Genomic DNA, 24,930 nt, shown 5'->3' with positions numbered 1-24,930 from the left:
AATTTATTAAATTTTATATAATTATTTGATGAACCTTTACATAAAAACGTTTGTTCAACTATTGACGAGATTGCTCTTGATTCTACATTGCGGAAATGAAATTAAATATGGGGCGTGGGAATAGTCAATTTTTATATTCCCAAACAATAACTTGACTTTACATGCATAGGTTAATTTTCTTTTTTCTTGTTATTAACATCATTTAGACAAACTGCATCGATACTGGCGTTATTGTATCTACATTTACCATGATTTTCAAGATCAAATTTCCATTGATGCCTAGGACATATTAAAAAACAGTCCTCAATCCAACCTTTTGACAAATCGCCGCCTTGATGAGGACAATATCTTAAAACAGAATAAGTTTTACCTTTGTAATTGATTTTAATGCGTTCATTCTTTGATAGAATATTTAAGAACACTTGGCAAAAGCGCTCCAAGCTTTCAGTTTCTAGGGTTGTAAATCCATGCACGAGAGTATTGTAAATATCAGGTACTCTTTCTATGAGGAGGCGAAAAGTGAGAGCAAAATCAGGCCAACTGATTTCCTTATTAAATACTTTGTTAATTTGCCAGGCAGGAGTAGTAATCCAAAAAAAATCTTTAGCTCGATCAACTTCATTGGTTATATTTACTGTGCCCTCTTGAAAATCGACACAATATATTTCTTTTTTATATTCCTCAAGAGAGAAATATAAAAAAGTTGATAAATATTTTCTAACTGGCTCCATTTTTTCCAATCTTTTTTTTAATTCAATTCCTAATTGAATAAAAACTTGTTGCGGATTAATTTTTGAGTTTTCAATTTGGCGTTGTTTAAAAAAATTTTCAAACTGTTTCGCATAAGCATAAACATACTCTTTGAAGTCTTTATCATCTATTCTGATAGGAGATAGATAAGTGAATTTTAAATTTTGGGTATCAAGAACATCTCCTGGCATAAGTTCGGGCCACTGCGTTTGGATTTGCTTATCAAGAAAATGCATATCTAGATACTCAATTAATTGCCTTGCTCGCGGATATGTATTTATTTCCTGATTATTAATTGAAAATAAGAGCGGGTCTAAAAAGCAGGGAGGTCCAGACGAAGGTAAGTACATTAAAGGCTTCATTGTTTCAATAGATTTGGCAATATATTCAAATTTTCGTAATGTTTTGTTCTTGCAAATAATTGAATATTTTTCTTGATCCATTTGAAAGCAAGTTGGATGCCAAACCGCTCCAGAAAATTGACCTGCTAAAATATCTATTGGGCCGTAATTTTTATCTATCATCGCCAATCTTTCATGAATTTTACAATCATTTAGATTAAGGAAACTTCCTGAATCTGTTTTTACAAGGATTGCTGAGTCACAATCAAGTTCTACATCTAATATGAATAATGTTAAAAATCCATCTTTGAAATAAAACGATTCGCTATCCTTTAGATTAATAATTTCTTTGCATTGGTAATGGCGTTTTATTAAATTATTTTTAACTACTGGATGATAAAAATCAGCTAGAATAAGCGTAAAATCACGGTTTTCAATAGATTCCAAAAACTCTATGTCAAAATGATCTTTGTGCTCATGGCTAATATAAAGATACTTATCTTTCTTATTAGTATTTAATATCTTTCTTACATGTTCTGCCATATGATGATTTTTAGGGTATTGAAACCAGGCAGCATCAAAAGCCCCATGTGGCGATAGCCAGGGATCCATAATGATTACTGTAGAGTTAGTTTCCAAACAAAAACCAGCATGCCCTAAGTAGGTGATTTGCATGTCTTTAAATTAAGTGATGTTCTATGATATTAAGAATAGGACACAAGTTAAAAAACTACAATTCTCAACCAATATCTTTAAGAATATCGAAAGACAGAGTGAATAGCACATCGAATATTGTAAGTAATAGGTTTACATATTTGTCCATATTTCTAATATATTAAGGTTGGTCTAATCACAATAATAAGTGTCAAATAGTATCAGTTATATTGATTTTCGAACATTTGAGGTGAAATATAAATAAAAGCTCATGACTCTCCCAAAGTCATGTTTTACTAGAGAAGTGAAAATGACTGTTTAACTATGTACGTGGAAATTACTTGTTATTATGAATGCCATGATGAGAAATAATCTATATATTACGAAAGTGACATCAACTGTTCTAAAAATTCTGTGTTCGTGCATCCTTCTTCATAAAATAGGTGAATTAGTGAGATATGGTAAACCAGTTTCTAATAATTTCGAGAATTCTTTCAGCGGCATGGCCATCACCATAAGGCATTGTTTTCCGAGCCATTTTTTCCCATAATGCACGGTTTTGCAACAACGTGCATGCCGCATTAAAAACAGAATCTGTTGACGTACCAATGATTTGAGCGACACCTTCTTCAATACCCTCCGGCCTATCAGTATTTTCCCGTAATATCAAAAGAGGTTTACCAAATGTTGGAGCCTCTTCTTGAATACCACCTGAATCAGTCATAATAAAGTAACTGGCTTTCATCAAAGCAACCTGCTGATCATAGTCAAGAGGATCTGTGAGCAGTACCTGTGGATGATTGCCTAAAATTCTGTGTATCACTTCATAAACATTCGGGTTCTTGTGAACTGGGATAACTACCTGAACTGTATTATTTAGGTCAACAAACTTACGTATTCCTTGGCAAATATGTACTAGGGGCTCTCCAAAGTTTTCTCGTCGATGGGTCGTAACAAAAATCAATTTTTTGCCCGAATCTATTGGGATCTTTACAGTAATTGGCTTTTGGGCCTCTTCTAATAGGATGTCAATACTCGTATTTCCTGTAACATAGATAGAATCAGCACGAATGCCCTCTGCTAAAAGATTTTGTTTCGCTTTCTCGGTGGCAGCGAAATTAAGTGTGGCAAGACGACATATAAGAATACGATTTATTTCTTCAGGAAATGGATGAAAAATGTCCCCTGAACGTAACCCCGATTCAATATAACCTAATGGGATTTTGTTGAAAAAAGCAACCATAGCTGCGGCTAAAGTCGTGCTTGTATCTCCCTGTACCAGAATTAAATCAACAGCTTCTTCTTTTAGAGCTTCATCAATTGCAGCGATTAATCGCGCGGTCAATTGGGCAAGTTGCTGATTAGGTTGCATCAGATTCAAGTCGCGTTTTGGTTTTAAACCAAAATAACCTAATTTCTGATCGAGCATTTCACGATGCTGGCCTGTAGAGACTAAAATAACATTGGCCCAATCAGTTTTTTCCAGCGCTCGTACAATAGAAACAAATTTAATAACTTCAGGCCGTGTTCCACAAATACAGACAATATTTTTTTTTCTCATTATAATTACCTTGACGTAAACATAAAATACAAAAAATTATTGTAAACAACTATCGAATGTAATTATAGTAAATATTAAAGCTAAAATGGATTCTCAATATTGATGAAGTTTTTCATTTCATGGTTGGTTTTTTTACGAAATGCTATTATATTGCTGCTCCTTGTGGGGCCTTTTGTATTTATATTGCATGTTGGATATTTGCATGCATCATCTACTAATGAATCAAATGCTAATACCCTTCTTACCGATTATTATTCATTAAGGCTAAAAGATCCTTCATCGGCAAGGATGATTTTGTTGCAAGCAGCGCAAAAATTTCCAGACAACGAGCTGATACAATCTGAACTTGGGTATTTGTTGTTGCAGGAAGAAAATTACCAAAAGGCTCTAGTTTATTTAAAAGCTGCACATCGGATTAATCCCGAAAATTCTGATTATACAATGCAAATAGGCTATACGTTAAATTCACTCCATCAATATGAAGAGGCACTTAAATATTTTCGTGAAGTTGCTGCAACCAATAAAGGAATAAACGGTATTAAAGCTCAGGATATTTTAGATCGCTACGCCAAAAAAAAATCTGGAATGTCTCCTGAAAATCAATTAGCAACAATCTCTACTGCCGCGAAAACAGTAGTAAGAAATATGGGCATCAATAGCAATATTCCCGTTACCACGGATCAGACTCAAGCTCACACTTACCATGTGCTATTAAAGTTTAATCCTAAACAGGCAAAAATATTTCTTGACCATATTCTTTCGTTGTATCCAAACAATGTATTAATGATTCGAGAAAAAGGGATCCAAAAATTGCGGGAAAATGATTATAAAGATGCCATTGTTTTTTTTTCCAAAGCGTGGTCCATTAAGCATGATGACGAGCTTTTGAGCCTTCTTGGAGAGGCTTGGTTACGTTCCGGAAATCTCCCTCAAGCTGAATATTGGCTCTTGCAAGGCGCTAAGTCCTCAGATGATAAGATTAAAAATCAGGCTAAAAACTTATTGGATATGCTGGAAAAAGGTATTGTTTCCACACAATTACCTGATAGGTTAACGCCCGAAGACATCTATTACATTTTAAGAGAACGAAGAACAAAAGAAGCAGTAAAGATTCTATCAGAAATTATTAAGAGGCAGCCTGAAAATGCAACCTTACAGATGGAAATGGGTTATTTTTTTCTTAAGGAGCACCAACCAGAAAAAGCACTCCCTTACATTCTCAAAGCCCACGAGATCGATAGTCATAATTGGGATATTACCTTGCAAGGAGCTTACGTATATTCTTTATTGAAAGAAAATAAAAAAGCGCAAGAATTTTTTAGTTTAGCATTAAAATCCTCCAATCCAGCCGTTATCAATAAAGCACGCACTGGCTTACGAATGTTAACAATAAGAAATGAAAATAAAAAAACTCCACTATCCCTTTATGACCATTTAATGAATAATTATTATGCGCTACAAAAAGAACATCCACAACAAGCCCAAAAAATCCTGGAACAGGTTCTAAAACACTATCCTAATGATTATCGTGCCCTCCGGGAAATGGGTTTCTTAATGATTCGCGAAAAAAATAATGCACAGGCCGTAAGTTATCTTATCAAGGCTTGGGAGTTGCAACCTGAAAGCTATGATCTAGCATTACAAATTGGTTATTTATTTGATGACTTAGGAAAAAAGCGAGATGCTTTTTTATGGTTCAAAAAAGCGTTTCCCTCTCATGACTCTGATATCAGAGATAAAAGCTATAAGGCTATGATTAATTTAGGTAGTCAACGGTTCCAGTTTTTCAATCCGCCTTGGTTTGCCGATATTTGGTCTGCGCCTTTTGAATATAGCCGATTTTCTCTGTTTGTAATTCCTGAACACTTACGTGTGGGACGGAGCTTTGGTAAACGAAATCAAATTGAGGTCTATTATAATAATTACACAAATAAAGATAGTCGCTCACGAAGTGGGGGTAATGGCCAGCTACCTAGTATTTATGATGACAATTATATTTTGAACGGTGCTGGAATTCGATATTACACTAATACAAAAATTCCCCTTATATTTTATTTTGAAGCAGGAATGGCCTACGATCTTATATATAGGAACAGGGATCGTTGGCGAGATGATAGGCGGGGCGGTGTCTTATCATGGTATTACTGGGGGCCGCTACCTAGTTATGCTGAGCGCATAGTGTTTCCTTTTTCCCAAGCAGATGATTTTTATGGTGATTCTTCCTGGTTTTCCAGATACCGAAATGATTGGATTACCTACGGGCGTATTCGAAAAGGATATCGAGTCATGCAATATCGCAATATGAGTCTTATCGCGTATGCTAGAGGATTTCTTATCGTTGATACGAATAAATATTTTTACAATAACCTGGTTGAATACGGACCAGGGATCGCGATCGTTCCTAATAATACTTGGCCGGTTGCATTTCGTCTTGAAAGAAGATTTGGCCAATATATAAAAGTAAATGGTCCTGAAATAAACCCCTATGGATCAAGCTATGCTTCCAATGTAGCTATGTTTGAAATGTATTATCGATTTTAGCTTTGAAGATAAATTAATTACTTGCTATGGCAGGTATATTGAAGCGAAAAATGGTGAGTAATAAGAAATCCTGATGGGATATAGGGTAGCTCTATAGATGGCCGTTTAAAAAATCATTGATGTGGGAATAGGATTTGTTCGTGCCGAGAAATTTGGAGAAATATAACGGTTTTTCCGCTCACTATTACAAATTTCAGGGGCCCCATACGATTGACGATCTACTAGATTTGTTAAAAATAGAGGTCCTCCCTTGTAATATTAAAGGAATCAATCCAAACTTTTATTAAATAGTTAAATAGCGCGAGGACGGAGGGAAAATGGATCTTCTTTTTTTCTGGATGTGGTATTTTCTCATGTTTGCGGCTGTTTTCTTTTTCATCTCGGGATTAGATGATTTTTTTATTGATTTAGTATACTGGATTTATTTTCCCTGGCGCAGATTAAAAATGAAAAAATATACGCCATTGAATTTAAAACAGTTGTTTGAAGTTCCTGAACAAAGAATTGCGCTTATGATTGCTTGTTGGCACGAACCTGCGATTGCCAATATGCTGAGATATAACCTTGATGAAATCAAATATGAAAACTACGATATATTTATAGGTGTATATTCCAACGATCCAGATACAGTCGCAGTAATTAGAGAAGTGCAGGATATATTTCCTAACATTTTTTGTGTTTTTTCACCTTTGCCAGGGCCTACGACCAAAGCAAAAAATTTAAATTCCATGTATAAATATATCCAGAATCGTGAACAAGAATTAAATATAAAATATGAAATCTTTGTAATGCATGACACAGAAGATGTCATAGATCCTTTATCTTTCAAATTATACAACTATGTTATACCTCGTAAAGATATGGTCCAACTACCTGTTGTTCCTTTGCCTATTTCGATGAAATACATAACTCACTGGACATATAATGATGAGTTTGCAGAAATCCATACCAAAGACCTTGTGGTTAGGGAGTTACTTCATGGATTTATTCCATCGGCAGGTGTAGGAACCGGTTTTTCACGTAAGGCTTTAGAAACACTTGCACTTCATAATAATGGTGAACCCTTTTCCTTGTTTAGTTTAACAGAAGATTATAGTTGTGCACTTAAATTAAAAGTACACCGGTTAAACACTATCTTTATGACTTTTTGGGTCAAACGTATTGTTTCGAAACCTTCATTGCTTTTTTGGGGAAAAACGGTCTATCGCACAAAAAAAATGTTGGTTGCCACTCGCTCATTACGCGTCATGGAATATTCTGCTTCTGTGCGTCAGCGAACACGCTGGACTATCGGTATTGCTTTTCAGGAATGGTATTATTCAGGATGGCCTGGAAGTTTTGCGATAAAGTACACTCTATTTCATGATAGAAAAGCGACTATTTCGCATATTGTTAACATGTGTGGATATGTATTATTTATTTTCTGGTTTATTTTCTATATTTACTCCCTTTTTGTTCCCGGTTATTTGACTCTGGAAATGATGTTGCATTTGAATCCTTGGGTATGGTATTTGATTGTGGCAGATACTTTTTTTATGATTGACCGAATTTTGCAGCGCGTAATTGGAGTTTATCGAGTTTATGGATTGCTACCAGCGCTAACTTGCCCATTTCGTACCATTTATTCCAATATTCTTTATGCGCATGTTCTTATAAGAGCTTATAGTCAGTTTTTTATTAAGCACAAACCTAAAGTCGTACCCAAATGGGATAAAACAGATAATTTTTTCCCAGGACCAGATTTACTCGCTCAGTATGAGCTTCATGTGGGAGATTTATTGATAGAAAAACATCAAATAAAAACTGAACGCTTAGTTCATGCGTTAAAGCAACAGAAAGAAACAGGTGAAAAAATTGGGAAAATTCTTATTAAAAATAAAGATATTGATGAAGAAACACTTTTGTCAGTTCTTGCCTTGCAATACAACATGCAACTTGTGCGAAAGAAGAATTTGCCAGTACTGCATCAGAACCAATTAGCAGCGATCCCTACAGAAAACTATTATTGGTTACTTGACCACCATTGTTTGCTAATCAGTATTGATGAAGGAATAGTTTCTATTGGCCTGGAAGATATACCAGATAAACAATTTCGAAATGAGATCCGTCATAGAGTAGCCCCTCTGCGAGCTAGGCTTTTGCTCTTATATTAACACAGATACAATATAATTAATTTAAATTTATAGAGTTACAAATTTTGATGAGATTCAAAAGCAGAAGATCTTCTGATACAGTATCAAATTATAGGAAATAACAATGAACATTAGAAATATGCGAAAACGAAATAGGGATAGTAATGCTCGTCATTTTTTCAGCTTGATTGGTTCTAAGACGATTTTATATACAATTAGCTTTTTTTTGCTTTCATGGCTATTAGCATTACATAATGCTATATCAGCTGAAAATCCAACTTCTCCTGTAGCTACAAGTAACACAAGAAACTTTAAACTCAATAAGCTTATAAAAGTTGAAACAGTAGTGATGCAGGGTAACAGGCCATCTTTTAATTTTTATATACCTATTCCTAAAAGCTGGCAAGTGAACAACCTTGATTTAAATTTAATACTACAATACTCTCCTTTACTTGAAAATACCTCAACTTTAACTATGAGTGTGGGTGATGTTCCCATTGATTCTATATTTCTCACTAAAGATAAACAGCAACCGATTCACTGGAATGTAACTATACCTAAAGAATATATTTCGCCTAAAGTAACTACAATTAATTTGAATGGATGGTTTAAAATAGGTGATAAAATCTGTCAAGATACTGAAAATAAAGGAAACTGGGTTGCAATTTCGGGAAACTCAGACATTGTCTATCATTATATGAAATCAGATTGGCAGCCTGCGCTACTCAATTTCCCCCAACCTTTTATCCACCTAGATGCTCCATACCAAGATGTAGTTACTCTGGTATTGCCAAATCACTTGACTGATACGTCATTCTTTCCTTATTTTGATTTTGCAAATATCCTTGCCCAAAAAGCGAGTTGGCGTGGAGTGAGCTTTGATTTAATACATATAAACGAGCTGGGGCAAAAAACACTTACACATCCTGCCGTACTTGCTGCTACAGCCGATAATGTGAATTTTACGACTATTGGACAACCTAGTTTATTACGATTAAAAAATCAACAATGGGTGAATTTAGATGGAAGTGTGTTGCCAGAAAATAGTGGTTTTATCTGGTTAACTCAATATCAACAACAACCACTATTAGTTATTTCTTCAAATTCTACAGAGGGCTTAAATAACACCATCCGTACACTCCGTTCTGGTTTGATGCAAAAGATGGTAAATGAACCATCATTTTTTTTGGTTAAGAATAAAATAGATCTCCCTGAGAATTTTGAAAATCGATCTGCAATTACTTTTCAAGATTTAGGTTATAAGGATAATATGGTTTTTGGAGTAGGGCAAAATGCATTATCTTACCAATTTAATCTTCCAGCCCAGTTTTTTGGAAAAAATAACTCATTAAATCTTGTATATAGCCATAGTCCATTTCTTGAAAAAATAAAATTGTCTAGTCTGAGTGTTAACTTAAATGGAGTACCTATTGGTGGAGTAGAGTTGGTTCCAGATTCGGAAGACATTAAAACTCTGAAACTTCCACTTCCGGCCAATAATTTAGTTGTAGGAAAAAATAACTTAACAATTAACTTTGTTTTGTCTTTAGCCAGTTCATGGTGTTCTAAAGATTATCTGGATCAAGCTTGGGGAATTATTTATCAGAACAGCAATTTAGAATTCAGCAGTGAGGATGAAGATATATTAGATAAGCCGCAACTCAAAGATTGGCCCTCTTTGATGACGGGAAATGTATTTGTATCACTGCCCTCTGAAGAAGAAGCCTATAACAATGAAAAATTGGTCAATAACTTAATAAATTTTTCATCCAATTTGAAAAATAATACTTCCCTTGCACTGCTAAATCACTCCAAATTTGAAAAATCAAAGATCGCTTCTTACAATACTCTGTTTTTTACAACCGCAAAGAGTCATTCATTATTTATTGAGCATCTGAAAAAACTGTTCAAGAACTTCCTGGTTTCTTTGAAAAATACTAAAGATCCAGTGCTTACTGATATAGATAAATCTGTTTTTGAAAATGCATTTTTAAAAAGTCAGGGAATAGGTTTTGCAAGGATTTGGGGAGAGGAAGCAGATTCAAACATACATCAGATGATCCTTTATGGTTATTCCCCCGCGGATCTGAATTTTGCCGTGCGTCTTTTGGATAATGGGTTTAAACGAGAATCACTTTCAGGGGATCTTGCAGTATCATTTCAAAATGGAAGCTTTACTAGTTTGTCACCCGAAGACATTCAAAGCCAAACAGAATCTGAAGCAACCATGAAAAAGGTAACTCAGGTTACTTCACATGTGGTTTTATACGTGCTAATTTTGTTTCTTGCCTTAATTATTATCGGCCTTATTTTGAGAATATTCCGAAAAAAATCAGACGATTAAAATGATAATGCAATGAGTAATTAATAAAGTGAATCTCAATGTGAAATAGTAAGCGTTCATGCCTGATGCACTGAAAGGTTGCATTTGGCAAATCTTGCGCGAAGATGATCCTTCGAAAGCCTCATATACTGATGTATGCTCCCTTTCCCCAGAATCATTTTCGTGCAATCTCGTTCAAATCCAGCCTTTCCCTAAGAGTTAAGCATATTCCCTGAACCATAATGGCGTCCCCTACCAATTATGCAAGAAATAGCCACATTATTTTAAGGCATGGAGGTTGAGATGCAGACATATAGAGGCTTCTTATTAAGTGATATAGGTTAGCTAAGCTCTTTTTCACTAACTGGAATATCATCGAGTATACCAAAGAGAAGTGGAGCTTTCTTTAAAGCTTTTTTCACCAATGATGACTTGGGATTGAAACTGTTTGCAATCAATTTTATCCCTATAAAATGAAAGTAGTAAGCTTCTCTCACCCATGAATTTCCTAAATCAGGAAGTTTATCTTAGTGTTTTTTTAAAAAACCCTAGTTCTTGATCTCTCAATAACAAATTAACTTATTGATAATTAACAACTAATTTATTAGGTTGATGTCATTACATCCACGCTTACTTTTTACTTAATAGATAAAATAATGCATTATAAATGGTCAGCATGGTATTATTTATCCTTTTGTTTAAAAAGAGGATATTATGAGTCAAGAGAAAAAAGAGCAAAAGACTCTTTGGGATGCTTATGCTTTTGGTATAGGGTACACGATTCTTACAACATGCGTAGGCCATCCGGCAGAAAGATTAAAAGTTGCAATTCAAACAAATCTTCTGCAAAGTCCTTATTCAGTTATAACGCAATTTGCGGGATTGGGCTTAACGCATTTTTCTACAGGATTTTTATCGTGCGTTATTCGTCAGCTTGGAAAAGTGGCATATAGACCATTATTGATTAGTCAGATGCCAAAAGAAATTGATAAGCTAGAACTTCCTATGTTTTCTGGGAGTGTTCTAAAAGGAACGATCGCAAGTATTTTTGATACTGTAGTGGTTAGTCCCATTGAGAATATCAAAACGGTGCAAATGAGAACTATTGCAAGTCAGACTCAACCTATAACACCCCTCCAAGCAATGAAAACTATTTATAACCAAAGAGGTTTTTCTGGTTTTTTCTCTGGAAGTGTTCCTACGTTAGGAAAAGCCTTACCTAGCTGGTTTTATTTATTTATGACTTACAATGCAATTAAAACTAAACGCGAAAAACAAACATTTTTATCAACCATTTTATGGGCAACTGTTGCCTCAGCCCCAGTTACTTTTGCAACTACGCCCCTTGATGTATTGAAAAGTCAGCAGCAAGCGGCGCGTAATAAAGCGCAACAGTCATTAGGACTGCTTGCTTCTCAAATTTATCAGAATCATGGTATCAGTGCTTTTTTTAGAGGATTTAATTGTCGATTAGTACATAAATCATTGTCTACAGCGGGTGCCTATATGATTTTAGATATGGCGCATAAGATGTAACTTACCGTGAGGTCGAGATAAAAATAAGGATCATCATATTGGATTGATTTTAGAGCATGTGTCTAAAATCAATCATGAATAAGAATTTTCTGTGATTTTGTTGTTGCGATTAATTAATGCTATTGAGACGTGCCATTTGATTGTTCTCAGCAGTATCAGGCGGGAGATTTATTTCAGGACTCACATCCCATGTAATACCACCATCGGTTGATGTATAACTTAATGGAGCGATCCCTGTATTATCATTTTTTCTGTAGTATCCAACTGAAGTACAAAGATTTTTCTGTGAATCACAAATAATACTAAAAAGCCCGCTGTTGCTAAGAAGACCTGATGCTGCATTGGTGGGTAAAGGTAGCGTTGAAGGGCTGACAGTCCAATTATTGCCTCCATCGTTGGACGTATAGCTTAATGATGCAACACCTCCAGTTGTATTTGTATAATATCCAACTGCGTTACAGTTCACACCTATGTTGTCACAAAAAATACCATTGAGGTAGGTTTTTTGAGCGACTGGTCTTTTTATTACATCGCTGGGCAGAGGTAGTTCAGAGCTTAAATACCATGTGTTGCCACTATCACTTGACGAATAGCTTAATGGAGAGATTCCTCCAGAGCTTGTTGTATAATACCCAACTGTGCTACAAAGAGTTCCTGTGTGATCACAGGCAATAGCAAGGAGTTCACTATTCTGCTTGTTAGATGCTGCATCTTCGGGTAGAGGAAGTGGATTTTGACTGATAGTCCATGATTGTCCTCGATTTATTGATGTATAGATTAAAGGAACTGTAGACTTAAGATTATTGATGTAAGATCCTACTGTGCTACACGATTTGACTTTAGTATCACATGCAAGACCAAAGAGCTTGCTTCTTTGTTTGCTATAGGTTGTGATTATGTCAGCAGGTAGGGGAAGGGTTGTGCTCAGCTTCCATCGTTTTCCTCTATTAGTTGACGTATAGCTTAAAGGGGCGGAAGCATTCTTATCATTAATGTAATACCCAACAGCAACACAATGACGTTGATTCAATTTATTACATCTAACACTATAAAGAGCGGTACTTTGATTGTCTGCTGGTGTGTTGACATCAAGTGGCAGAGGAAGCATTAAACTTAACTTCCAATGAACCCCACCATCATTTGAAAAGTAACTTAATGGTGCATAACCAGGGGCTTTGGGGCCTTCTGTATTGGTAGTATAAGTTCCGACAGCAGTACAATGGCGACTTTTTCTATCGCAGGCCACTCCATTAAGAAAACTAACTTGCTTATCAGATGACTCAATGATATCGGAAGGTAAAGGTAATGCTGAACTAAGTTTCCATTCATTACCTCGGTTATAATAGGCTAAAGGAACAGTACCACCGTAAATATTTTTGTAGGATCCTACAGTTACTGTGTTTCGTAATGGGCTTTTCAATGAAGTAGCCAATGCCTCTGATGCTAGATTCATAGTGAGGTTTTCGTGTCCAAATGCTTGATTGCTTGCCGATATGATTATGGTTGTAGAAAAAAATAATATGGGGCAGTTGATTTTTTTATGCATTATAGAGTCATCCTTATTTCAATAAGTGGCTTTAAATAATAGGGTGATAGAATGGTCCATACATCACTGGATATGATTATTGCTTCACCAATTAGCCAAGCAAATATCTCTAGGTTTTAATTTTTAAACTGTTTTGCAATAAAGTCAACATCCAGGTTTGAATATCCCATTAATAAATAACAATATTTTTAAAATGTTAAATAAGTCAATAAGTTATATTTCCAAATCAATTGAATAAAAAATTAACAAACCGTGTGTATTTATTAAAAATAGACTATTTGTAATTTTCATAGGTCTTAATAAAAGCAATTGATTGGATTGAAATTGTATTTTTTATTTTAATATTGCTCTATCAATGTATTTCAATGAGAGTGTCAGATAGAAAACGATAATTGGCGTTAATTTGGATTTCTTAGTGAGAATAGCTATTCTGTTGAAACTTGTCGAAATAATAAATTAAAAGCGGGGGCGAAGTGTCTTTATTCTAAAGTGGGGATTCACTAGAAATCCCCAGATTTTTATTTTTAGATCACGTAAACTCTTAAGGTTGAAATACTTCCTGTTGAACACCGCCAACAACCCATTGAGAACTGTTAGGAAACTGGCGGAAATGCCAAATTTCATCGAGCTGATTTATAGGTTCATCATTTTCTTTAATAGAACCCGTAAAGCGGACACTTGCAATCAATGAGTTAGATTGTTTTGAAACATCCAGCAATTCTGCGTTCAAAGTAATCACCTCTGTTTTATTAGGCGCATCACCTCGCTCATCTAATTGCATTTTAATTTCTGCAAATACTTCTGGTGCAGTAAATTCACTCAAGTCTTGAAGGTTTTTTTGATCATAGGCCGCTTGTAAACGATTAAAGGTTACTTTAGCTTCACGCAAAAAAGTTTCAGGAGCAAAACCAATAGGATACTCAGATGTATTACTGTTACTCCCCATAGAACTATTACTAAATGATTGAGTAAAATTATTTAAGGGATTTTGATTAAAAGGGCTAGATTGTCCTGTTTGAAAACCAGGTTGCATTTTTTTGCGAAAGAATCCAACGACAAAGAAAAGAACTGCGCCTAAAATTAACCAAGACAAAATTCCACTGGTAATACCATGCCCCATAAATAAACTGGTTAATAAACCACCGATTAATAATCCACTTAATAAACCACCCCATCTACTCGAGTTTTTAGTGCTTTGCCCAATAACGCTCGATTTTTGTGTTTTATTGGTTGAAAATAGGCTGCTTTGTGAGCGTTGAACACCAAAGCTTCTACCCCCACCAAAGCGTTTAGCAGATGCTTCGTGCACCAGTAGCCCAAAACTTAATAATGCAATAAGTAAATATGAAATAAACGTACGCATAGAAATACCTTTTTTATTTAAGAACTCTTAGTATATATGAATCAGAGGGAATCTGTCTCTTTGTGTTTTAAATATATACTATTTTTTAGAAAATTACTCGTTTTTTAACTTTGGGAGTCTAAGTAAGAATTGTTTTGTTGGATTTAGTAGCCTTCTCCCAAACGCCACCTTCTGTAAAAGCGGAAGGTCTATGAGCAACCAACCCAGCCAGGGGACACCGCTGTATGAGTGCTTTTCTTTAGGAAGAAGGAGCTCCTTTTTAAGAGAAAAAAGATAATGACCTCAACCACTAAACAATATATTCTTCTAAGTTAAAGCCATTTAAAATTCCTGGTGTAAAGGGGTTCACCTGATTATTTGTTTTTAATAAATAGCGTCCTGAATTGCTGTTCACTTCAAAAAGAATTTGTAAATTGGAGCTATCTTGTTCATCAATAAGAACATTTACTTTTTCTAGAAGCTTGAATAAGGCCCATATTCCTTGTTCAGCAAGTTCATAGTGGTTCCCTTCAATAGAGTCAAGAGCAAGTTTTGCATTGGCTTGGGGCCAGACAAAGTGAGTCATTGATTCACTACTTTGATTATCTGATAATTTAGTTTGGCCAATTTGTAATTCCAAGTTTGCAACTACAGGGTCAAGACTGATTTTTTGCAAGCTGAAGTTAATTTTGCTTTCTTCACCACGGTCAGGAAAAAACATATTGGTAATAATATTGGCCCGTATCAGTGCATCTAATGTTCCCGGGGTTATTGGTAATACAGTATCGTTAATCGCTTTTGGTTTCCATTCTGCACTGGAAATATCTAAGAAAGGTTTTACATAGTTTTCCGTAAATGTGTTTAATATTCCATGAGTAGAGAAGAAACGATTAAAATCATGAATCGTTATTTCCTCACTTTGTGATGAATCAAACGGGTAACGTTGGGCAATGGTGGTTTGGAAGTCTCGGTAGACGGTTTGTTGCCACTGTTGATTAATATACTGGCGACTGTCTTTGATTAAAATACTCCAGGCATCACTTGCTAATTGTTTTGACCAACTACTTAAAGGTGTAGGTAAAAGTTTTGCTTGATTATGGAGTTGGCTTACTGGATCGGAGGCATTATCACTAGCGAAGCGTGTCCTTGTGATATTAAATGCGGTTTTTCCGCCATCATTTATCATGGATAAAGTAGAAATAAAACGTTCTAAATCAACGATTTTTAAGCTAAGTTCTTGAGTACTGGAATGGCTCATTAAGTTCAAATCAGTAAATTGGCTGGCAATAAACTGATTGAAAGGTGAGGAGTTGTTGGTCAAATCTGCCTTAGTTTCTTGTTGAATTAAGCCTATTATTTTACTTAATGCATGAGATTGCTCTAAATTCTTAACGACTTGGCGTCCTGCTTGATAATCTTGATAATGGAACGGTTGCGATTTGCGCATAAAGGTTTGCCACCAGGTGACATAATCAAAGCAATAGGCCTGAATGAGCATTTCTTGTAATTGACCTAAATCATTGCGTGCAAGCACCCAATTTTCTTTTTGCAATGCATGGGTAATTTCGGGGATTTTTTGTATTACCTCATCAAAACCCGTGCGCGTGAAATAAACAGGCAATTCATTTGTAGCTAAAACAAATCCATTAATCGAAATTTGTTGTTTCGTGGTAGAAAAAGACTCTTTGGCGATAGAGTAATACAGATAACTTGTGGGCAAAGCATTAAGATAATTGCGAGCATCGGTAATGATTTGCTGTTTGATTATTATATTTTTGGGTGGTTTATTTAAGAGTCGTTTTACCAGAGTCAAATGATTTTTTAAGGTGCTTTCGGGTTGATCTTTCCAATGAAAAGCGAACCAATCATGTACTTGTATTGTTGAAAAATATTCTGGTTGGCTAAGCATTAAGTAAATTTTCAACGCATTATAGCGAATAATTGGTGTATTACTCGGATTATTAATCACTTCTTCGAGCTCACTCGTTAGCGAAGATAAAAAATCCCCATACAGACGATTTTCGGTACTGTTTTGCAAATTATTTTTTAGTTGATGCACTGTGGGCAGTGATAAGGAGTTACTCGAAATATGACTCATTGTTTGCGCAGCATTCGATAAATGATAAAGAGCCTGTTTTTGTTTATCCTGGCGATTATTGAGTACATCATAGGCAAGTAACTCTTTACTTGCTTCATCCAGTAAGTGTGCTGTTTTGTAATAATTGTAACTTAAAATCAGCAGGATAATTCCCGCAATACTTGCTGTTACTGAAATAATAGTTTTTTGTGAAAACTTTCTTAACTGTGGAATTTGGCTGCAATGTTCTTGGATTGTCTTTAATGCACCCTCAACAAAATAGGCTCGGAAATTGGTTGCTTGAGGAAAAGTATCTTGAACTACCAATGCATATTCGTGCTGAATTTTTTTATTGAGACGATCAATACTGATGCCGCCTTGTTCAGCACTCGTAAAATAAATTGAATGCAAATTAAATAACTTTGTTGAAATTCCATGTATTACTGCATGAATTGGGGTACAGAGGCTAGCTACCTGCAATGGAAATTCACGAATTAAGCTGCGCCTCATTGTGGAACGAGCAGGATGCATTTTATGAATGACTTGTTGATTGAGTTGCTCTATTAGTTGACTAAATTGTAACGCATAAGCTTCTTTCTTTTTCTTGGATTCATTCATACAATCAAGAGAAAATCCAAGAGGTTTCGCTAAATCGGTCGCATGTTCCGATTGATAAAACTCAGTAAAACCGGCCAAAGTGTCCATTTTGGTAAATATCAAAGCAAGCTCAACAGGATAACCCAAATTAATACCAAACCGTTCTAACAATTGCAGATGGGCTTTCTTTTGTTCAGCAAATTGTGCAGGATCAGCAATGAGTAAGTCGTTTACATCGATACATAACACTATGCCGGTAATTTTCAGATATGAGTTACAACGATTTAACTGTTTTAATGTATTGAGTAAGAGGTTTTTGCTGTTGGTTAACCAATTTTCGCCTAACTCAATCATGATTCCTTGCTGATTAAAATAGACTTTTGCATGTTGTTCGCTAAATACCGGTATTTCCTCCATGTTACTTTGTTTTAATAAGGCAGACTTTCCTTGTGCATTTTTTCCCGTAATCACTATAAAAGAGAGTGGATGGCTTTGGGGCTTTAATTGGGAAAGTATTTTTTTTATAGCATCACACAATGCGCGTAAAGAGTTATCCATTAGCTCTCCAGAAGAGCGAGTTGTGAGTGACCAAATAAAACTGATTTTGCTTTATTCTCTAATAAATACTGACTTGTAAAAAAAGCAAAGACCACTAAAGTTACAGCCGTAACTAGGGTAATTATGACTGTCTTATAACTTTTCTTAATAGTTTTAGGCAAGGGGTTTTCATTAAATAAGCGACGTGGTTGGTGAAAACGATTTTGCTGTATTATCTGGTAGAGATCATCAATGTAGTTGTCTAAAGCTTGTCGTCCATCGGGTTTAAGATGATAATGTCCCTCAAAACCGACAATTAGAAAAAAATAAACCAATTCAATGAGATCGAGATATTGGTTAGGGCGCTCTTTAATGTAATTAAGAATTTCAAAAAAACGATATTGAGGTTGAGTATTATCATTGGTTAGTGGTGTAAACGCCTTGAATTCGGCATTTATTTGATAGACACGCATGTAATTTTTACCAATGAGTTCATCTATGGTTGCGGTCATTAAATAATGAGCAATGATAATAAAGTCCATAGGATACTTGGAAGCATCCATTTTGCTTTGAAACGCAAGTAGTTCGTGCTCAATGTTATCTCTAATATTTTCAATAGGCGGTAGTGAAGGACTTAAACAAAGTCTTTCCAATAACGATAAAAGAGGACCTGCTGCAGCAACTAGGGCATTAGTAGAAAAAGGAGCAATAAATAACTTAGAACGATAATATCCCTGGGGGATAAGTGAGGTTCCCGAGTTGAGGTGATTGTTGACGAGCGAGACCGGATAATGCTCAGCTGTCATGGTCTTGCTCCTAATGAATCTTTGTTCCATGAAGTCAAAGTGCAAATATTCTTAACCCAATAAGGAAGATAATACGTTATGTACCACCTATAGTTCAAGTAGGCTAAGATTTATATCTGGCCAAAATGATACTTTGCTTCTTTTTGTCACCAAGGATGATTTGCTATCTATCCATTCTTTTTTTTAGCGAATGAAGGGGGGCGAGATAGGTATAACTTGTGAAAAATGATGGGATTTGAGGGATGCAAAAATAAAATCTTGCGAATATTTTATTTGCATCACTCCTTAACAATAAGGTACTATTCGTGTTCGCCAGATATAGAACCGTTTTAGTACTATATTTATAGTATAGGATGAATGAATAAATCTGGATTTTATCTTTAGTTAATGTGAGCTCGGTCTAAAAAATAAAGTGATTTTTATATCGAACTGATTTTATATAGAATTGGATCCCGTATAAATGCGGTGCCTTTTATGCTTTCTATGTCAAGCTCACGTTAATTAAGACTTGATTAGTACTAGATTATTCGATTTTGAGGTGTTATGCTGCGCATCAGCAAATTGGCCGATTATGGAACAGTAGTGATGGTTTATCTTGCGAGGCACGCGCGCGAATTATGTAATGCTCGTGATATTGCTTTGCATACTCATTTAACTGTACCTACGGTAAGTAAAATTTTAAAACGTTTGACCAGTGCAGGGTTGTTAACCTCAGTGCGCGGAGTGACTGGAGGGTACCAATTGCGACGTCCTGCTACTGAAATTTCTGTGTCGCAAATAATTTTTGCATTGGAAGAACATCGTGGTTTCACAGAGTGCAGTACGCACCCTAATGGCTGTTCATTACAAGAGGTTTGTACTATTCAGGGTAATTGGCGATTAATCAGCCAGGCAATTGAAACAGCTTTGGATAGTGTGAGTTTAGCTACATTAGCTAAACCCACTTTGCCTGCACGTGATGTGGAGCGAGTTCTACAATTAGCAAGTGGAGTTAATCGTGGCTAAAAGCAGTGAGCAAATTAATTCTCTGCTCGATAGAGAATACCAACATGGGTTTACGACCGACATTGAAGTAGATACTTTTGCGCCTGGACTGGACGAAGAGGTTATTCGACGATTATCAGCAATTAAAGGTGAGCCAGAGTTTTTACTCGAATGGCGTTTAAAAGCTTATCGACATTGGTTAACCATGTCTCCTCCTCAATGGTCTAGCGTGCATTATCCAGCAGTGGATTTTCAGACTATTTCTTATTATTCAGCGCCCAAGATGAAAAAAGATGCGCCAAAAAGTCTCGATGAGGTTGATCCCGAATTACTAAGAACCTATGAAAAATTGGGTATCCCTTTAAGAGAGCAAGAAATGCTTGCTGGTGTAGCTGTCGATGCTGTTTTTGATAGTGTGTCTGTGGCTACCACTTTTAAAGCAAAATTGGCTGAAAAAGGCGTGATTTTCTGTCCAATCTCTGAAGCAGTGCATCAATACCCCGAATTGTTAATGCAATATTTAGGTTCAGTTGTTTCTTATCGTGATAATTTTTATGCTGCTCTGAATTCAGCTGTTTTTAGCGACGGCTCCTTTGTTTATATTCCAAAAGGGGTGCGTTGTCCTATGGAGTTATCCACCTATTTTCGGATTAATGCAGCCTCTACAGGACAGTTTGAGCGTACATTAATTGTTGCAGACGTTGACAGCTATGTGTCTTATCTTGAAGGATGTACTGCGCCTATGCGTGACGAAAATCAATTGCATGCTGCAGTTGTTGAATTGGTTGCTTTAGATGGCGCGCAAATTAAATATTCAACCGTGCAAAATTGGTATCCTGGTGATAAAGAAGGCAAAGGTGGTATTTATAATTTTGTGACTAAACGAGGGGCGTGTCGTGGTAAACGCTCTAAAATTTCTTGGACGCAAATAGAAACTGGCTCAGCAATTACTTGGAAATATCCGAGTGTGATTTTGCAAGGCGATGATTCCGTTGGTGAGTTTTATTCAGTTGCTTTGACCAATAACTACCAACAAGCGGATACCGGTACTAAAATGATTCATATCGGTAAAAATACGCGATCAACGATTATCTCCAAAGGAATTAGTGCGGGCAAAGCACATAATGCTTATCGAGGTCTCGTACGTATTGCACCCACGGCAACCAATGCGCGCAATTATACGCAATGTGATTCAATGCTTATGGGATCTGAATGTTCTGCACACACTTTCCCTTATATAGAGGTTAAAAATCCGACGGCACAAGTAGAGCATGAAGCAACTACTTCAAAGATTAGTGAAGAACAATTGTTTTATTGCCAGCAACGCGGAATTGATACCGAAGATGCGGTATCAATGATAGTTAATGGTTTTTGTAAGCAGGTGTTAAAAGAATTGCCTATGGAGTTTGCGGTAGAAGCAACTAAATTATTGGGCTTAAGTTTAGAAGGGGCAGTAGGTTAGTATGTTAAAAATCAAAAACTTAAATGTTTCGGTGAATGGCCAAGCTATTTTAAAAGGCATTGATCTTCAAGTAAATGCTGGTGAAATTCATGCAATTATGGGGCCGAATGGTTCTGGAAAAAGCACACTATCCAAGGTTTTAGCAGGCCACCCTTCTTATCAAGTCACTGATGGTGAGATCTCCTATTTAGAACAAGATTTAACTCCTTTATCTCCGGAAGAAAGAGCACGAGCAGGGGTTTTTCTCTCTTTTCAGTATCCCGTGGAAATACCTGGGGTGACCAACATTAATTTTCTTAAAGCCTCTGTGAATGCAGTACGTAAAGGCCAAGGGAAAAATACGTTGGATGCTATTGAGTTTTTAACGTTCATTCGTGAAAAATGTCAGTTACTTGAGATGGATGAGAGCTTTTTATACCGCAGTATTAATGAAGGCTTTTCAGGCGGAGAGAAAAAGCGTAATGAAATTTTGCAGATGGCTGCTTTAGAGCCTAAGCTTGCAATTCTTGATGAAACAGATTCAGGTTTAGATATTGATGCATTGCGCATTATTTCTCATGGGGTTAATGCGATGCGTTCACCAGAGCGGTCCATTATTTTAGTGACTCATTACCAACGGTTACTTGATTATATTGAGCCAGACTTTATTCATGTGTTGGTTAACGGGCGTATTATTCTTTCAGGCGATAAATCCCTCGCACTTGAATTAGAGAAAAAAGGGTACAGCTGGCTTGAGGAAACGGTGCAGTGATGAGCGAGATTTTGGATTTTTACCAACAACAAGCAGAAACAAGTTTATCCACTTTGCCTTGGCTTGCTCAATTGCAAACGAAAGCATTGAGAAGTTTACATCGCCGTGGTTTTCCGACACGCCATGATGAGGATTGGAAATACACCAGTGTTGATGCTTTATTAAATCAATCTTTTCTGTCTGTAAGTAATTTGGAGCCTGCGGAGAAGTCTTGGCATCATGAAATAAAGTTTGATTTGCCAGTAACGCAGCAGGTGTTGCTCCAAAATGGAGCATATTTCACTGATGAACAGTTCACAAGCGCTTTACCTAAGGGTGTTATCGTTCTTCCTTTATCAGTTGCGATAATGCAGCATCCCGAATTACTTAAGCCTTATCTGGGAAGTATTTTAAAACAAGAGCATGGCTTTCATTATTTGAATACAGCTATGATTCACTGTGGTGTAATGATTTATATCCCAGAAGGAGTTATTCTAGAGGAACCCATCTCTTTAAACCATGTGCAAACACACATGAAGCAAGCGGTTTATTTACGACATATGATTATTGCTGAGGCAAACAGTCGCGCTACGATAATCGAAGATTATCAAGGCTTACCCGATTGTAGTTATTTGACGAATACAGTTACCGAAATTTTAGTTGGCGCTAATGCGCAAATAACCCACTATAAAATACAACGAGAGAGTAAATCTGCTTATCACGTGGGACATTTAGCTGTAAAACAATTAGCAGGTAGTGAATTTGCCAACCATTCATTGAGTCTAGGTGGGCAGTGGGTACGTTCAGATGTTAGTTTGGATTTACATGAAGAAAAGGCATACTCCTTGATGAACGGTATTTATGCCCCTACAGAAGGACAACATGTAGATCATCACACTACGGTTCAGCATTTAGTGCCTAATTGCAGCAGTGAACAAGATTATAAGGGTATTTTAACGGGGCGCTCACGTGCCGTATTTAATGGCAAAGTGTTCGTTGCCAAAGGTGCCCAACATACGGATGCTAAACAACAAAATAAAAACCTATTACTTTCAGTAAATGCAGAAGTAGATACCAAACCACAGTTGGAAATTTTTGCTGATGATGTATTGTGTTCCCATGGGGCTACAGTTGGACAACTCGATGAAGAAGCATTATTTTATTTAGCAACCCGTGGAATTGATCGACTTGAAGCATCGCATTATTTAATCCATGCTTTTGCTAGTGATAATTTACGGCTTGTTCCGCATCGTGAGTTGGCAGCCTACATGGGTCATTTATTAACGAAACAGTTGGGGTAAGACTAATGGACGCTTTGGATATTGAGGCAATTCGTAGAGATTTCCCTATACTTAATCAAAAAGTGAATGATTTTGATTTAATTTATTTTGATAATGCAGCAACAACACAAAAACCTAAAGCTGTAATTGAGGCTATTTCTCGTTATTACGAACATGATAATGCTAACGTACATCGTGCTGTTCATACTTTAAGTGTCAGAGCTACTGAACTTTATGAAGCTGTTCGTTCAAAAGTGAAACGTTTTATTAATGCTTATTCGCCACGAGAGTGTATTTTTGTACGAGGAACAACAGAGGCAATTAATCTCGTTGCTCAAAGTTTGGTTGCACCACGTATTTTGCCTGATGAAGAAATATTAATTACACATATGGAGCACCATTCGAATATTGTACCTTGGCAGATGGTATGCAAAAAAACAGGTGCAAAATTACAAGTAGCGCCTATTTCGCTTGATGGTGAAATCTTATTGGATGAATTTGCGAAAAAATTAAATAAGAATACTAAACTGGTGGCAATCAATTATGTTTCCAATGCATTAGGTACGATTAACCCAGTGAAAAAAATGATTGAGATGGCACATGCGTATGGTGCAAAGGTTTTATTAGATGGAGCCCAAGCTACGGCCCATTTACCTGTAGATGTTCAGGATTTAGATTGTGACTTTTATGCTTTTTCAGGCCATAAAATGTATGGTCCAACAGGTATAGGTGTCTTGTGGGGTAGAGAAGAAATTTTGGATGCCATGTCCCCCTATCAAGGAGGGGGTGAAATGATCAATTATGTGACTTTTGAGGCAACAGAATATGCACCACTCCCTCAGAAATTTGAAGCAGGAACTCCTAATATTGCTGGAGTTGTAGGCTTAGGTGCCGCTATTGATTATTTAGGATCTTTGGATTTAGACGCAATTGCTGCTTATGAAGCAAAGTTACTGAACTATGCAACTGCTGCTGTTGAATCAGTAAGTGGATTTAATATCATAGGTACAGCAAAGCAAAAAGTCCCCATTGTTTCTTTTGTGCATGGAACAATTCATGCTCATGATATTGGCACTATTTTGGATAGTGAAGGAATTGCTTTGCGCAGCGGCCATCATTGCGCTATGCCATTGATGGATTTTTATAATGTTGCTGCTACTTCACGTATTTCTTTATCATTTTATAATACAATTCATGAAATTGATTCGTGTGTACAAGCATTACATCGAGTGAAAGAGGTATTTGCATGAGTGCTGAATTGCGAGAGTTATATCAGGAAATTATTATTGATCATAATCGTAATCCTCGCCATCATTATGTAATGCAGGATGCAACGCATCAGGCTAATGGTTTTAATCCTTTGTGCGGCGATAAATTAACTGTTTATGTCAAGATTAAAAATGATTCGATTACTGAATTGAGCTTTTTAGGATGTGGTTGTGCAATTTCCCAAGCTTCCGCTTCTTTGATGACTGATTCTTTAAAGGGAAAAACAGTGGCAGAAGCTCATGAACTATTTCATTGCTTTCATCATATGCTGACTCAAAATGAAGAAGGTCAATTACAGTATATGGATAAATTGACTGTGCTTGCTGGAGTTAAGGCTTATCCGGCACGCGTAAAATGTGCTACTTTGGCTTGGCATACGTTGGAAGCTGCCTTAAATAAAGAAAGTAATGTGGTAAAAACAGAATAGAAAATAGTGAAAGCTGTAGTTCGTAATGTAGGGAT

The 24,930-nt window shown here is 36.2% G+C and carries 16 protein-coding genes; 10 read left to right on the top strand and 6 right to left on the bottom strand.

All coding sequences use genetic code 11. The annotated features are described in order from the left end of the window. Positions 1–170 precede the first annotated feature (170 nt). The gene (locus DYH34_RS15425; protein WP_058466518.1) at positions 171–1,766 is read right to left on the bottom strand and encodes a Rieske 2Fe-2S domain-containing protein; all 1,596 of its coding nucleotides are present in this window, start codon (positions 1,764–1,766) and stop codon (positions 171–173) included. Between the two features lie 427 nt (positions 1,767–2,193). Then, positions 2,194–3,306, bottom strand: a complete 1,113-nt coding sequence (wecB, locus tag DYH34_RS15420; protein ID WP_058466517.1) for a non-hydrolyzing UDP-N-acetylglucosamine 2-epimerase — start codon at positions 3,304–3,306, stop codon at positions 2,194–2,196. A gap of 102 nt (positions 3,307–3,408) precedes the next feature. Between wecB and DYH34_RS15415 the strand changes: the two genes are divergently transcribed. The 4 genes from DYH34_RS15415 (at position 3,409) to DYH34_RS15400 (ending at position 11,838) form a co-directional block, all read left to right on the top strand. After that, positions 3,409–5,847, top strand: coding sequence for a tetratricopeptide repeat protein (locus DYH34_RS15415; RefSeq protein ID WP_058466516.1), 2,439 nt, complete (start codon positions 3,409–3,411; stop codon positions 5,845–5,847). Positions 5,848–6,164: 317 nt separating this feature from the next. Continuing rightward, complete coding sequence (locus DYH34_RS15410) at positions 6,165–8,000, top strand: glycosyltransferase (RefSeq protein ID WP_058466515.1); 1,836 nt, start codon at positions 6,165–6,167, stop codon at positions 7,998–8,000. 103 nt (positions 8,001–8,103) lie between these two features. Next, positions 8,104–10,323 carry a cellulose biosynthesis cyclic di-GMP-binding regulatory protein BcsB gene (locus tag DYH34_RS15405; protein WP_058466514.1) on the top strand — a complete coding sequence of 740 codons (2,220 nt, stop codon included), beginning with the start codon at positions 8,104–8,106 and terminating at the stop codon, positions 10,321–10,323. A gap of 693 nt (positions 10,324–11,016) precedes the next feature. After that, the gene (locus tag DYH34_RS15400) at positions 11,017–11,838 is read left to right on the top strand and encodes an MC/SLC25 family protein (protein ID WP_058466513.1); all 822 of its coding nucleotides are present in this window, start codon (positions 11,017–11,019) and stop codon (positions 11,836–11,838) included. A gap of 109 nt (positions 11,839–11,947) precedes the next feature. On the opposite strand, the gene DYH34_RS15395 is transcribed toward DYH34_RS15400, so the two are convergent. The 4 genes from DYH34_RS15395 to icmH form a co-directional block, all read right to left on the bottom strand. Further along, positions 11,948–13,384, bottom strand: a complete 1,437-nt coding sequence (locus DYH34_RS15395) for a beta propeller repeat protein (RefSeq protein ID WP_058466512.1) — start codon at positions 13,382–13,384, stop codon at positions 11,948–11,950. Between the two features lie 541 nt (positions 13,385–13,925). Further along, a complete protein-coding gene (locus tag DYH34_RS15390) occupies positions 13,926–14,747 on the bottom strand; it encodes a Tim44 domain-containing protein (protein WP_058466511.1) in 822 nt (273 codons plus the stop codon). A gap of 289 nt (positions 14,748–15,036) precedes the next feature. After that, entirely contained in the window at positions 15,037–17,958 is a 2,922-nt protein-coding gene (gene icmF / locus DYH34_RS15385; RefSeq protein ID WP_058466510.1) for a type IVB secretion system protein IcmF, read from the bottom strand. Beyond that, positions 17,958–18,743 (bottom strand): type IVB secretion system protein IcmH/DotU, encoded by a 786-nt coding sequence (gene icmH / locus DYH34_RS15380; protein ID WP_058466509.1) that lies wholly within the window; start codon positions 18,741–18,743, stop codon positions 17,958–17,960. The genes icmF and icmH overlap by 1 nt, the downstream gene beginning before the upstream one ends. 543 nt (positions 18,744–19,286) lie before the next feature. Here icmH and DYH34_RS15375 point away from each other — a divergent pair. Genes DYH34_RS15375 through sufU form a run of 6 tightly spaced genes read left to right on the top strand, consistent with a single transcriptional unit; the run spans position 19,287 to position 24,895 of the window. Next, complete coding sequence (locus DYH34_RS15375; RefSeq protein WP_058466508.1) at positions 19,287–19,748, top strand: SUF system Fe-S cluster assembly regulator; 462 nt, start codon at positions 19,287–19,289, stop codon at positions 19,746–19,748. Further along, complete coding sequence (gene sufB, locus DYH34_RS15370) at positions 19,741–21,189, top strand: Fe-S cluster assembly protein SufB (protein WP_058466507.1); 1,449 nt, start codon at positions 19,741–19,743, stop codon at positions 21,187–21,189. The genes DYH34_RS15375 and sufB overlap by 8 nt, the downstream gene beginning before the upstream one ends. 1 nt (position 21,190) lies before the next feature. Then, complete coding sequence (gene sufC / locus DYH34_RS15365) at positions 21,191–21,940, top strand: Fe-S cluster assembly ATPase SufC (protein WP_058466506.1); 750 nt, start codon at positions 21,191–21,193, stop codon at positions 21,938–21,940. Then, positions 21,940–23,220 carry a Fe-S cluster assembly protein SufD gene (sufD, locus tag DYH34_RS15360; RefSeq protein WP_058466505.1) on the top strand — a complete coding sequence of 427 codons (1,281 nt, stop codon included), beginning with the start codon at positions 21,940–21,942 and terminating at the stop codon, positions 23,218–23,220. The genes sufC and sufD overlap by 1 nt, the downstream gene beginning before the upstream one ends. A gap of 5 nt (positions 23,221–23,225) precedes the next feature. Next, positions 23,226–24,449 carry a cysteine desulfurase gene (locus DYH34_RS15355; protein ID WP_058466504.1) on the top strand — a complete coding sequence of 408 codons (1,224 nt, stop codon included), beginning with the start codon at positions 23,226–23,228 and terminating at the stop codon, positions 24,447–24,449. Then, the gene (gene sufU / locus DYH34_RS15350) at positions 24,446–24,895 is read left to right on the top strand and encodes a Fe-S cluster assembly sulfur transfer protein SufU (protein WP_058466503.1); all 450 of its coding nucleotides are present in this window, start codon (positions 24,446–24,448) and stop codon (positions 24,893–24,895) included. The genes DYH34_RS15355 and sufU overlap by 4 nt, the downstream gene beginning before the upstream one ends. Positions 24,896–24,930 lie beyond the last annotated feature (35 nt).

Origin of the sequence: Legionella cincinnatiensis (assembly GCF_900452415.1) — a bacterium.
Taxonomy (GTDB): domain Bacteria; phylum Pseudomonadota; class Gammaproteobacteria; order Legionellales; family Legionellaceae; genus Legionella; species Legionella cincinnatiensis.
The sequence above is the reverse complement of the archived record's forward strand: the minus strand, read 5'-3'. Positions and strand labels throughout refer to the sequence as shown.